The organism is Vibrio sp. 10N.261.51.C6 (genome assembly GCF_041471785.1).
GTDB classification, from domain to species: domain Bacteria; phylum Pseudomonadota; class Gammaproteobacteria; order Enterobacterales; family Vibrionaceae; genus Vibrio; species Vibrio crassostreae_C.
Map to the genome: position 1 here is coordinate 31,707 of NZ_JBFRPB010000055.1, position 12,792 is coordinate 44,498.

12 protein-coding genes and 1 other annotated feature are annotated in these 12,792 nt (G+C 45.1%); of the genes, 4 read left to right on the top strand and 8 right to left on the bottom strand.

Annotated elements, in window-relative coordinates:
- Nucleotides 1-97 precede the first annotated feature (97 nt).
- The 3 genes from AB4375_RS14975 (at nucleotide 98) to AB4375_RS14985 (ending at nucleotide 2,933) form a co-directional block, all read left to right on the top strand.
- Nucleotides 98-1,057, top strand: coding sequence for a TRAP transporter substrate-binding protein (locus tag AB4375_RS14975; protein WP_102320474.1), 960 nt, complete (start codon nucleotides 98-100; stop codon nucleotides 1,055-1,057).
- Nucleotides 1,058-1,124: 67 nt separating this feature from the next.
- Nucleotides 1,125-1,604, top strand: coding sequence for a TRAP transporter small permease (locus tag AB4375_RS14980; RefSeq protein WP_017061503.1), 480 nt, complete (start codon nucleotides 1,125-1,127; stop codon nucleotides 1,602-1,604).
- Nucleotides 1,605-1,625: 21 nt separating this feature from the next.
- Nucleotides 1,626-2,933, top strand: coding sequence for a TRAP transporter large permease (locus AB4375_RS14985; protein WP_010438025.1), 1,308 nt, complete (start codon nucleotides 1,626-1,628; stop codon nucleotides 2,931-2,933).
- 102 nt (nucleotides 2,934-3,035) lie between these two features.
- On the opposite strand, the gene AB4375_RS14990 is transcribed toward AB4375_RS14985, so the two are convergent.
- The 8 genes from AB4375_RS14990 to AB4375_RS15025 all read right to left on the bottom strand — a co-directional run bounded on the left by AB4375_RS14990 (nucleotide 3,036) and on the right by AB4375_RS15025 (nucleotide 11,794).
- Nucleotides 3,036-4,355, bottom strand: coding sequence for a dicarboxylate/amino acid:cation symporter (locus tag AB4375_RS14990; protein ID WP_321163247.1), 1,320 nt, complete (start codon nucleotides 4,353-4,355; stop codon nucleotides 3,036-3,038).
- A gap of 310 nt (nucleotides 4,356-4,665) precedes the next feature.
- On the bottom strand, nucleotides 4,666-5,472 hold the full coding sequence (gene trpA / locus AB4375_RS14995; RefSeq protein ID WP_372051894.1) for a tryptophan synthase subunit alpha: 807 nt from the start codon (nucleotides 5,470-5,472) through the stop codon (nucleotides 4,666-4,668).
- Nucleotides 5,472-6,662 (bottom strand): tryptophan synthase subunit beta, encoded by a 1,191-nt coding sequence (gene trpB, locus AB4375_RS15000; protein WP_017063541.1) that lies wholly within the window; start codon nucleotides 6,660-6,662, stop codon nucleotides 5,472-5,474. The genes trpA and trpB overlap by 1 nt, the downstream gene beginning before the upstream one ends.
- A gap of 131 nt (nucleotides 6,663-6,793) precedes the next feature.
- Nucleotides 6,794-8,233: a bifunctional indole-3-glycerol-phosphate synthase TrpC/phosphoribosylanthranilate isomerase TrpF gene (gene trpCF, locus AB4375_RS15005; RefSeq protein WP_017067403.1), complete on the bottom strand. Its 1,440-nt coding sequence runs from the start codon at nucleotides 8,231-8,233 to the stop codon at nucleotides 6,794-6,796.
- Nucleotides 8,234-8,258: 25 nt separating this feature from the next.
- Nucleotides 8,259-9,254 carry an anthranilate phosphoribosyltransferase gene (gene trpD, locus AB4375_RS15010; RefSeq protein ID WP_372051897.1) on the bottom strand — a complete coding sequence of 332 codons (996 nt, stop codon included), beginning with the start codon at nucleotides 9,252-9,254 and terminating at the stop codon, nucleotides 8,259-8,261.
- A 9-nt stretch (nucleotides 9,255-9,263) separates the two neighbouring features.
- On the bottom strand, nucleotides 9,264-9,872 hold the full coding sequence (locus AB4375_RS15015) for an aminodeoxychorismate/anthranilate synthase component II (RefSeq protein ID WP_017063544.1): 609 nt from the start codon (nucleotides 9,870-9,872) through the stop codon (nucleotides 9,264-9,266).
- A gap of 2 nt (nucleotides 9,873-9,874) precedes the next feature.
- On the bottom strand, nucleotides 9,875-11,482 hold the full coding sequence (locus tag AB4375_RS15020; RefSeq protein WP_372051898.1) for an anthranilate synthase component 1: 1,608 nt from the start codon (nucleotides 11,480-11,482) through the stop codon (nucleotides 9,875-9,877).
- 125 nt (nucleotides 11,483-11,607) lie between these two features.
- Nucleotides 11,608-11,722, bottom strand: a sequence feature (Trp leader region).
- Complete coding sequence (locus AB4375_RS15025; RefSeq protein ID WP_009848753.1) at nucleotides 11,669-11,794, bottom strand: trp operon leader peptide; 126 nt, start codon at nucleotides 11,792-11,794, stop codon at nucleotides 11,669-11,671. (Overlaps the previous feature by 54 nt.)
- Nucleotides 11,795-11,914: 120 nt before the next feature.
- Here AB4375_RS15025 and rnm point away from each other — a divergent pair, with 120 nt between their 5' ends.
- Nucleotides 11,915-12,769, top strand: coding sequence for an RNase RNM (gene rnm / locus AB4375_RS15030; RefSeq protein WP_017063546.1), 855 nt, complete (start codon nucleotides 11,915-11,917; stop codon nucleotides 12,767-12,769).
- Nucleotides 12,770-12,792 lie beyond the last annotated feature (23 nt).

Here is a 12,792-nt window from a genome sequence, read left to right on the forward strand (position 1 = left end):
CTATGAGCGATGTACAATTGAACGTTAGATTTCAAACTTAGCTATAGCGTTGCATATAAAAACTGTACCTCTTACAAAATGGATTCTGGAGAAGAACATGAAAAAACACCTACTGACGATTGCAGCGGCTTCAATTCTTATGGCATTTGGCGCTCAAGCAAAAACTTTGACGTTAGGGCATGCAATGTCATTAGAAAGCGCAGCTCACCAAGGCATGGTGATCATGGCTGATAAAGTTAAAGAAAAATCGAATGGTGAACTTACGATTAAGATCTTTCCAAACGGTCAATTAGGCTCTGAACGTGACCAAGCGGAGCAAGTTGTTACTGGCGCGATTGATATGGCCAAAATCAATGGTGGGTTAGCCGAATCTTTTGAACCAACGTTTAAGGTTAATGCACTGCCTTTCTTATTCCGTGACGTTCCACATATGAGAACCTTCATGCGAAGTGAAGCTGCACAAGAGATGCTGCTTTCAAGCGAAGGTAAAGGTTTCATCGGTCTTACATTCTATGATTCAGGCACACGTAGCTTCTACGCTAAGAAAGCCATCAACTCACCAGCAGATCTAGCTGGCATGAAAGTTCGAGTTCCTGGTTCTCCAACCATGATGGAAATGGTTAACTTACTTGGTGGTAAAGCAACGCCTGTACCTTTCAATGAGGTATACACGGCTCTGCAACAAGGTGTAATTGACGGTGCTGAAAATAATATTTCTAGCTTAGTTGAAATGAAACACAGCGAAGTTGCCAAATTTTACTCTATGGACCAGCACATGATGACACCTGACGTGATCATCATTTCAGAATACAAATGGGGTTCATTAACGGCAGAAGAGCAAAAAATCTTAAAAGAAGCTGCAGCTGAGTCTCTTGAAGAGCAGATCAAAATCTGGGACGCAACAGATGAAATGAACAAAGAGAAAGGAATGAAAGCAGGCGTAACGTTTGTTGATGTTGATAAAGCCCCGTTCCGTGCCGCTGTTAAACCTATGATTGATGAAGCCAAAAAAGACCCTAAATTAGCTTCATTCATTGAAAAAATTGAAGTTCTGTAATCAGTCTTAGTGAAAATATAATTTTGCCTTGGCTTTGCTAAGGCAAAATTTTTTGAGGTATCACACCATGTTAGCAACTTTCAGAAACCTACTTGATAGGTTGATTCTTTTTGTCTCTTCTTTTGCATTAATGTTACTTGTCGTTACTGTCACTTGGCAGGTTTTTAGTCGCTATGTTTTGAATGACCCAAGTAACTGGACTGATGAACTTGCTCGTTATGCGATGGTATGGCTTGGATTATTAGGAGCAAGCTACTTATTCGGTATCAAAGGGCATTTAGCTATAACGTTATTGGATGGTTATCTTAAGGGTAAAGCGCACATAGCATTACATCTACTCATCAATATCATTTCTGGCGCATTTGTATTTCTGGCAATGCTTCAAGGTGGCATCGCCTTAATGGGAAGAACCACACAACAACTCTCTCCAGCACTGCAATTACCGATGTCGACAGTGTATTCAATCTTGCCGATTTCAGCCGTTATTATCCTCATCTATTTGGTCATGAATACGTTTGATCTTTTTTGTGAACCCAACAAAAAGTAAGTTTTAAAAGGATTCTATATTATGGATTTGTCCATTGGTGTTTGGCTGCTAGGCCTATTCTTATTCATGATCGCGATAAGCATGCCGATTGCGATTGCAATTGCCATGTCATCTTTAACCATCATGTATTTCATCTTACCGTTTGAAGTCGCCAGTATTACTGCCGGTCAAAAAATCATTACCGGTATTGATAGTTTCAGTTTATTAGCCATCCCTTTCTTTATCCTCGCGGGGAATATAATGAATGTAGGTGGCATCGCGAGTCGACTCATCAACCTTGCAAAGCTCTTGGTTGGCTGGATCCCGGGCTCACTTTTTCACGTCAACATCTTCGCCAATATGATGTTTGGCGCCGTTTCAGGATCAGCCGTTGCAGCAGCGGCTGCGGTTGGTAAAACCTTAGGCCCAGAATTAGAAAAAGATGGTTATGATAAAAACTTAGCAACAGCAGTAAACGTTGCATCCTGCCCAGCAGGCTTATTAATACCGCCGAGTAATTCACTGATCGTATTTTCAGTGGTATCGGGTGGAACATCCGTTGCGGCGTTGTTTATCGCAGGGTATGTCCCAGGTATTCTAATGGGCTTAAGTTGTATGGTCGTCGCCTATTTCATCGCTAAAAAGAAGGGCTACAAAACAAGTGCGAATGACGGCTTCACAACGAAAGATGTGCTGAATATTGTTTGGCAAGCAACACCAAGCTTAGGGCTTATTGTTGTTGTTATTGGCGGTATTATTGGTGGTATATTCACTGCAACTGAAGGGGCATGTATAGCGGTTCTATACTCTTTTATACTGTCACTCTGTTACCGAACCCTCAAATGGGCACACTTTCCGATAATTTGTAGAGAAACGGTTCAGGTTACTGGCATTATGCTGTTCTTGATTGGTGCTTCTACCATTATGTCATGGGCAATGGCGTTTACCGGTCTACCAACCATGATCAGTGATTGGATGCTCTCTATTTCAGACAATCCAATTATCATCTTTATTCTGATGAACCTGATTCTACTGATTGTGGGTATGTTTATGGACCTTACGCCAGCCGTATTGATCTTTACCCCTATCTTTATGCCGATTGCTGAGCACTTAGGCATGCATCCAATTCACTTTGCGATGATGATTATCTTCAACTTATGTATTGGTATTGCAACGCCACCCGTTGGCACGGCGCTATTTGTGGGTTGTAGTGTCAGTGGCTCTAAGATTGAGAATGTTATAAGAAGTATCATGCCGTTTTGTGCCGTACTGATCGTCACACTGTTGGCTATTACTTTTATTCCAGAAATTAGTTTGGCTCTGCCTCGTGCGTTTGGATTAATCAATTAGCCTAACAAGGGTAAGGTTTACCGAATCAATATCGATCATTACCTAATAAAAAACCGCCTGTATGAAGGCGGTTTTTTTATCAATCAAAACTGAAGCTTAATATTATGCTTGCTGTTTTTGTAGCTCAGCTTCTTTCGCTTCGTCTTCGATTAGAGAGTCAACGATAACTGCACATGCTGCATCACCAGTGATGTTCAGAGCAGTACGGATCATGTCGAAGATACGGTCTAGAGCGAACAACAGAGGTAGACCTTCGATAGGGATACCAGCCGCTAGAAGAACTGCAACCACTAGGAAAGAAGGACCAGGAACACCTGCTTGGCCAACGGCGCCTAGCGTAGACGTTACGATGATAGCAACGTAAGCACCCATAGATAGGTCGATGTTGAACAGCTGTGCGAAGAAGATAGCAACTAGGCCGTAGTAAATTGCGTTACCAGACATGTTGATCGTCGCACCAAGAGGCAGAACGAATGAAGCCGTAGAGTTACGAACGCCAAGTTCTTTCTCTACCGTTTCCATTGTTACTGGCAGTGTCGCCATTGAAGAGGCTGTTGATAGTGCAACCGCTTGAGGCTTCTTCATTGCCACTAGGAACTTCTTAGCAGAAGTCTTAGTGAAGATTTGAATCATTAGCGGGTAAGCAACAAAGCCGAAGATCAGAATCGCAGCGATGTAGACAACGAACAGTTTGAACACAACCATAAGTGCGCCAAAGCCGAATGTACCCACAGCTTCTGCCATTAGGCCGAATACGCCAAGTGGTGCAATGATCATAACCTTGTTGATCATCCAAACCATAGCGTCAACAATCGCGTTTACGCCATTGATGATAGGGTCACGTTTCTCTTTCGCTTGTTTAGAAATCGCAATACCGAAGAATAAGCAGAAAACTAGAATTTGCAGAATGTTTGCTTCATTCAGTGATTGGAAAACGTTGGTCGGGATCATGCCTGTGATGGTTGCCCAGAACGTTGGAAGTTCACCTTTCGCAGCGTATTCAGAAGAGAACATGCCTTCAACGCCAGAAACATCGATACCACGACCTGGTTCGAATATTTCACCCATTACTAGCGCTAGTGCTACAGCAAGTGCAGACGTTAGTGCAAAGTAACCTAGAGTGGTCACGCCCACTTTACCTGCTGATGAGCTGTTGCCTAGACCAGCAGCACCTGAAATTAGGGCAACCGCGACTAGAGGGATAACCAGCATCTTGATCAAATTGATGAAGATAGCACCCAGTGGAGCGAACATAGTTGCGCTGTCACCCATCATCGCACCGACTAGGGTACCGATGATCATTGCAATAACGACTTGAACGCCGATGTTGCTTAGTAAACTCTTTTCTTTTAACACTTCCATAACCTCTGTGCTACTAAATATAAAAATCCCAGAACTACTCACCAATGTACGATGTACCATTGGATTAATATTTCGCGAGAAGTTTTACACGTATCTTTTACATTTATCAATATGAGCAGAGATGAAAGAACACCAAAAAGCAGTAATCAAATGTCATTTGATGATTTTTCACACTAAAGCAAACGTTTGCTTTTTGATTTGTCATTATTTTTATAAATGGTGGTGATGTTTTGGTGGGGTGTTATAGGTGTGCTACAGGTTTGTATGAGGTGTTGTTTTTATCAGAAATTTAACAATTGAGAGGGTTTGGACGTGTTCTCGGAGAAAAACTCCCACAGCGCAAATTATCGCACTAGTGGGAGCCTATTTATTATTTTTGCGTTGCCGCTTTCATTGGCGCAACAAACTCAGCAAGTGCTTTAAGCATTGCTTCTGGTTGTTCAACGTTGTTTTCAATGATTTTCACAACCGCAGAGCCAGAGATAGCACCAGCAGCGCCAGCTACAATTGCTTCTTTCACTTGTTCAGGAGCCGAGATACCGAAACCAAGCAGTGCTGGTGGCGCATCAAACTTGTTCAAACGGTCAAGTAGGGCTGTCACAGGCATGTTTGCTTTGGTTTCTGCACCCGTTACGCCAGCACGAGAAAGTAGGTAAGTGTAACCACCACCTAGCTCAGAAACCGATTGAAGCGTCTCATCACTTGCTGTTGGTGGAGCAATAAAGATTGGGTGAATACCAAACTTCTTAGCTGCAGCAACAAACTCGCCACTCTCGTTGGTTGGTACATCAGCAATCAATACTGAATCGATACCTGCATTCGCACAACGCTCGTAGAAGTTCTCGATACCACGTGCGTACACCAAGTTTGCGTACATCAGTAGGCCGATTGGCAGATCTGGGTATTTAGCACGAATTTGACCAATAAGATCAAAACACACATCTGGCGTTACTTTTGAATCTAACGCGCGAATATTTGCGCCTTGGATTGTCGGGCCATCTGCAAGCGGATCGGAGAATGGAATACCAAGTTCAAGCGCATCAGCCCCCGCTTCAACCAAAGTTTCCATGATCTTAAGCGATTGCTCAGGGTTAGGATCGCCAACTGTTACGAATGGTACGAATGCGCCCTGATTCTTTTCAGCTAAGCGAGTGAAGAGTGATTGATAGCGATCCATTATAATGCTCCTTTCTCTTTAAGAATGTCGTGTACAGAGAAAATGTCTTTGTCACCACGGCCAGATAAGTTAACTACCAATAGTTGTTCTTTCTCTGGGTCATCGTGAGCCATTTTAACAGCATGAGCCAAAGCATGAGATGACTCTAGCGCTGCGATAATACCTTCTTTACGTGCAATCAATTGGAACGCTTCTAGCGCTTCGTCGTCGGTCACGTTGTCGTATTCAGCACGGCCAATAGCATTTAGGTGCGCGTGTTGAGGACCAACTGATGGGAAGTCTAGACCCGCAGATACAGAGTAAGACTCTTCTACTTGGCCGTTCTCATCTTGCATCAGTGGCGCTTTCATGCCGAAGAAGATACCGGTTTTACCGTGCTTAAGCGGCGCGCCGTGTTGGTCGGTATCAATACCTTTACCAGCCGGCTCTACACCGATTAGGCGAACAGTTTCTTCTTCAATGAAATCCGCAAACATACCGATAGCGTTCGAACCACCGCCGACACAAGCGATAACCGCATCAGGAAGGCGACCTTCACGAGCTAGAATTTGGTTCTTCGTTTCTTCACCAATCATGCGTTGGAAATCACGAACAATCGTTGGGAATGGGTGAGGACCCGCTGCAGTACCCAATAGGTAATGCGCGTCTTCATAAGTTGCAGACCAGTCACGTAGTGCTTCGTTACACGCATCTTTTAGCGTTGAAGAGCCAGAATGAACAGGGATAACCTCTGCGCCCATTAGCTTCATACGGAACACGTTCGGGCTTTGACGTTCAACGTCTTTTGCACCCATGTATACACGACACTTAAGACCTAGTAGAGCACACGCTAGAGCCGTTGCCACACCGTGTTGGCCTGCCCCAGTTTCAGCGATGATTTCCTGCTTACCCATACGTTTTGCTAGCAATGCCTGACCAAGAACTTGGTTTGTCTTGTGAGCACCGCCGTGAAGTAGATCTTCACGCTTTAGGTACAGTTTGGTTTTTGTACCTTTTGTTAGGTTGCGTGCTAGCGTTAGCGCCGTTGGACGACCAGCGTACTCTTGAAGAAGCGTCATGAATTCGCTGCGGAACTCAGGATCGGCTTGTGCATCGATAAATGCTTGTTCAAGTTGGTCTAGTGCTGGCACTAGGATCTGCGGTACGTATTGACCACCGTATTCACCAAAGTAGGCATCGAGTTTAGCCATTGTGTTATTCCTTCAATTCTACTGATGTGTATTCACACCAAGTCATTTAATCTTGTTTGAGCTTCGCAAAAGGCAAAGCTCACAAATATGTTTTTAGTTTCTGCTTTCTAATTTCTAGCGCCGAGTTTGGACTAGTAATTGCGAATCGCTGCAAAAGCACGTTGCAGTTTGTCTGCGTCTTTTTTTCCTGGAGCGGATTCAACGCCAGAGTTTAGGTCTAATCCTAAGCAACCCAACTTAGCGGCTTGGTTAGCATTTTCTGGGTTTAGGCCACCCGCCAACATGATTGCGCTTTGGTTGTTGATTAGGTTCCAATCGAACACTTGGCCTGTGCCACCAGTTTGAGAACCCACTTTAGTATCTAGCAGGTGACGAGTCACGTTGCTTTCCAGTAATTCTGGTAGCGAGCTCTCAGCATCGGGAGAAACACCGTAAGCTTTCCAAATCTCAACGCTTTCAGGTAGTGACTGTTTTAGCTCATCGACAAACGCTTGAGACTCATCACCGTGCAATTGCACAGCGAACAGGCCTAGCTCAGAAACCGTTTTCGCAACGTCAGTAACGCTGTGGTTTTGGAACACACCCACGTAGTTCAAAGGTGCGCCGCTCATAGTCAAACGAGCCGCTTCGATATCCACATGACGCTTAGATGCTTCAACGAATATCAGACCACCGAATACCGCACCAGCTTGATAAGCCTTTGCTGCATCGTCAGAGTGAGTTAAACCACACACCTTGTTTTCACCCAGTGTTACTTTGCGTACCGCAAGCTCGAGGTTCTTCTCTGCCATTAGAGAGCTACCGATTAGGAAGCCATCTGCAAACGTTGAAAGGTCACGAACTTGTTGATGTGTGTAGATGCCAGACTCTGAAATCACAACTGCGTTTGGAGCCAGTTCGCGAATCAGCGGCGCCAACTCTTTAGTACGGTTCAAATCAGTCGAAAGGTCACGAAGATTACGGTTGTTAATGCCGATCACCTTAGCGTTTAGAGCGACTGCACGGTGAAGCTCTTCTTCGTTGCTGACTTCGGTCAATACACCCATGTTGAGTGAGTGAGCGACTTCCGCCAGCGCTTTGTACTCTTCGTCATCTAATACCGATAGCATTAGCAAGATAGCATCAGCTGAGTAATGACGAGCTAGATACACTTGGTAGGTATCAACCATGAAGTCTTTACACAGGATAGGCTGCTTAGCAATGCTGCGAACTTTAGGTAAAAACTCAAAGTCACCTTGGAAGTACTTCTCGTCTGTCAGCACAGAAATCGCGTTTGCGTGGTTGTTGTAAACAGAAGCAATGTAGTCGAGGTCAAACTCGTCACGGATTAAACCTTTTGACGGAGAGGCCTTTTTACATTCAGTGATGAAAACCGTTTGTTCTCCGCTCAGAGCGTCATAAAAGCTGCGGTCTGTTGCAGTTAGTGACGCTTTAAACTCGTCTAATGGTTGAGTCTGCTTACGCGCTTCAACCCATTGGTATTTATCACGAACGATTTTTGCTAATACTTCCGCCATTTCAGCTTCTTTGACTGAAACGTGGGTCGACAGTTTATCGGTAGTCTGTGTCATGTTCTTTGTCTCAATTCGTCGTTCGTTAGGCGTGTGCAGCAAGCTTATGTACAAGCTCGTACGCTTTGCCAGAGTTCATCGCGTCAATCGCTTGCTGAGCGTTGGCTTTTAGGTCTTCGTGACCAAATAGACGCATCAGCAGAGCAACGTTGACTGCCACTGCGCCAACTTGAGCATCAGTGCCTTTACCCGTCAGGATATCGGTTGTGATGGCTTTGTTCTCTTCTGGCTCGCCGCCCTTGATTGCTTCAAGAGGGTGAGTGTTCAAACCAAAGTCTGCTGGTGTCACTGTGTATTCGTGAATTGTGCCATCTTTGATTTCAGCAACCATGGTTTCGCCGTGAATCGCTACTTCATCAAGGCCGCTACCGTGAACAACCGCCGCGCGCTTCATGCCCATTTGCAGCATGGTTTCCGCGATAGGGCGTACCAGCTCTTTGCTGTAAACACCCATTAGCTCGATGTTAGGGCGAGCAGGGTTAATCAGTGGGCCAAGAATATTGAAGATAGTGCGCGTTTTCATTGTTTGACGAACCGGCATCGCGTGACGTACACCAACGTGATATTGCGGAGCAAATAGGAATGCTACGCCAAGTTCATCAACAGCCGTACGTGTGTCTTCAGTTGTCATCGCTAGGTTGATACCGAACGAATCCAGTAAGTCAGAAGAGCCTGATTTGCTCGATACGCTGCGGTTACCGTGCTTCGCGACTTTTAAGCCACACGCTGCGGCAACAAATGCAGAAGTCGTCGAAATATTAATGGTGTTGTGACCGTCGCCACCTGTACCTACGATGTCTGCGAAATCGTAATCAGGGCGCGGGAACGGGTTTGCATTCGCAAGCAGTGCTTTCGCCGCACCAGCGATCTCATCGGGCGTTTCGCCTTTGATTTTTAGTGCAGTCAGCGCAGAAGCCATCAAGATTGGGTCAAGTTCCCCCTTGATGATCACATCAAACAATTGTTGGCTTTCTTCTTGAGTAAGAGACTGCTGTTCGTAAAGTTTATTAATCTGTTCCATGATCGTTTCCTATTTTCCAGTCTTTTCAAGGCGAAGAGGTTTCTCAAGAGCCCATTCGATAGCGTTTGCTAGAAGCGTTGCACCGTAGGTCGTCATAATTGATTCAGGGTGGAATTGGAATCCACACACCTTGTCTTGTTCTTGAACCACAGACATCACCAAATCATCGACTTCAGCTGTCACCGTTAGGCTATCAGATACATGCGTTGCCACTAAAGAGTGATAGCGAGCGATAGCCAGTGGCGAAGGTAAGCCTTGGTAAGTCGCATGGTTTTGGTGTTCCATCATCGACACCTTACCATGAATGATTTCGCCAGCGCCTGCAACGGTGCCGCCATAGGCTTCAACGATTGCTTGGTGGCCTAAGCAAATACCAATCATTGGTACTTTACCTTTTAGAAGCTGAATTAGCTCTGGCATACAGCCCGCATCTGCTGGAGCGCCAGGGCCTGGCGAAAGCAGTGCAACAGGGTTGTCTAGTTCGTTGATCGCAGCTTCAACAACCTTTGCCGGAATGTTGTTACGGTAAATCTTTACGCTGTGACCTAATGAACGAAACTGGTCTACAAGGTTGTAAGTGAATGAGTCGAAGTTATCGATGAATACAATATCAGCCATGATTACGACTCCTTCTTGTTTGATGTGTTCTGATTTACTGCAGCGCTTTTAGTGTGTGCAGCTTGAATCGCTGAGATAACCGCTTGTGCCTTGCCGCGAGTTTCATCGGCTTCTGCTTGTGGGTCTGAGTCAAATACGACCCCAGCGCCTGCTTGTACTTGTGCCACGCCATCTTCAACGTAAGCAGAGCGAATTACGATACAAGTATCTAGAGTCCCTTCACCAGTTAGATAACCGACTGCACCACCGTAGCTACCACGACGCGTTTTTTCTACGTCTCGAATAAGCTGCATTGCGCGGATTTTTGGTGCGCCCGTTAGCGTGCCCATGTTCATACAAGCTTGGTAAGCGTGCAGAGCATCTAAGTCTTCACGGAGCTGACCAACAACACGAGAAACCAAGTGCATTACATGGCTGTAGCGGTCAACTTTTAGCAAGTCTGCTACGTGGCGAGTGCCAGCTTCGGCAATACGTGCCACATCGTTACGCGCTAGGTCAACTAGCATCATGTGCTCGGCGTTTTCTTTCTTGTCGGTACGCAGTTCAAGCTCGATACGGCTGTCTAGGTCGAAATCGATTTGACCGTCTGGGCGCTTACCACGACGACGAGTACCAGCAATCGGGTAGATCTCGATTTGGTTGGTTTCTGTCTCGTATTTCAGAGCACTTTCTGGAGAAGCTCCGAACAGAGTAAACAGCTCGTCTTGCATGTAGAACATGTAAGGGCTTGGGTTACTTTGTTTGAGTTCTTTATAAGCCGCCAGTGGAGCTGGGCAAGGTAGAGTAAAGCGGCGTGAAGGTACCACTTGGAATACATCGCCTTTAACTACGTACTCTTTTAAATCACGAACCGTTTGGCAGAAGTCTTCATCTGAAACGCTTGGTACTGCTTCAACGTTGTCTAACGGCGTAACTTCCGTGATGGCTTTCAGTGACTGACACTGAGTTTGAATGTCGGTTAGACGGTCAGTCAATTGCGCTTTGATGCTGTCATCTTGAGCAAATAAGCTCGCATGAAGTAGGCCTTCGTTCTCTTGGTGGTCGAAACGCAATAGTGTTTCAGCTACGTAGAAGACAAAGTCAGGACAATTGTTGGTTGCTTCAGCATCACCTAGTGGCTCAAAGTTTGCCACGATGTCGTAAGCGAATAAGCCCGCCATGAATAATGCGTGTTTGTTATCCGCGTCTTGCTCAAAGCTGTGCTGAACCAAACGCAGTGCATCGAATGAAGACGCTTCTCTTAAACGTGAGTCTTCGTCTAATTCGTTGCTTGGTTCGATAAAAGTCAGCGTCAAAACGTTATCAGTAAGGTCAGATTTAATTTCTGCTTTCACGTTTTGAGTGAGATGTTCGATAAGCGCTTGACCGTTTTCAGTCAATGCTTGAAAGGTTACTTCATGTCCGCGACATACGATGCGAACAGCAGAGTCGATAAGGAGTAGACTTGTCAGGTTCTGTTTAGATTCAATCTCGGCAGATTCCAACAAAAGACTATCAGTTTTGTTTTCACACAAAGTATGAAAAACGCTGGTTGGATCTTGCGAGTAAGGAACTGAGGAATTGATGACCTCAATGGTTCCCAGCTTTTTGATTTCAATGGCCTTGTTCACAAGACCTCCTTTATGATTCTTTAAATTTCCTGCCGTACATAGTCGCATAAAGATACCTTTCACCCAATCTAGAATATGGTCAATTCGATGATTTGTTAGTCAGTTGAATGTGAGATGTTCGACAAATTAAAAAGCCCGCTATTAAAGCGGGCTTAGTGATAACTTTTTTATAAACAAACTGTTTAACTAGAAGTACACGTTAGCCCACCAAGAACTTGTCCAAGTGCGCCACCAATTAAGCTCTGAACTTGCTTCTACTGAAGAAAGTTCTAAAACTTTATCTTTATGGTTTTGGTTAAATTCTTGTAACATGGTGAACCTATCAAATGTGATACTTCGTATTTGTGTACTAGTTAACTAGTTTTCTGCTTGCGGGTCAAGTGTGTTGACACAAATATAACGATAAAAATTGAAAACAATGAAAAAGAATATATGAGAATTGATCTACATAGTCATACAACAGCCTCAGATGGCCGACTTACTCCACCTGAGCTAATTGACCGAGCGCTTGGCTTTAACATCGAAGCGCTAGCGATTACAGATCATGACACGACTGATGGGCTTGCTGAAGCACGCAACTATATTGCTGATAACAATCTTCCTATTCAGCTGATCAACGGCATTGAGATTTCGACTGTTTGGCAAAACAAAGATATCCATATTGTTGGGTTAAACGTTGATCCTGAGTCACCAGAACTCAAAGCGCTCATTGAACAACAGAAGCAACACCGTATTGGGCGTGCTGAGATGATCGCTCACCGTCTTGAGAAAGCGACTCGTGAAGGGGTGTTAGAAGAAGTTAAATTGATTGCGGGTGATGCACCAATCACTCGCGCTCACTTTGCTAAGTGGCTAGTCGACAATGGCTATGCGAAAACCATGCAGCAGGTGTTTAAAAAGTTTCTTACTCGCAATAACCCAGGTTATGTGCCGCCAACGTGGTGTTCAATGAGTGATGCTGTCACGGCTATTCATGCTGCTGGTGGACAAGCCGTGCTCGCTCACCCTGGGCGATATGGCCTTACAGCCAAGTGGGTTAAGCGCCTGCTAGCGGCATTTGTTGAAGCGAAAGGGGATGCGATGGAAGTAGCTCAACCTCAGCAAGCGCAACAAGAAAGACGCACACTCGCGGATTATGCTATACAATACAAACTATTAGCCTCCCAAGGCAGTGATTTCCATTACCCATCTCCGTGGATGGAACTTGGACGCAATCTCTGGCTACCTTCTGGGGTCGAAGAAGTATGGAAAGATTGGGAGTTTCAAACGGTTTCACCATCTGAATAGTCTTTAGGTGAGCCAGCTCCTTC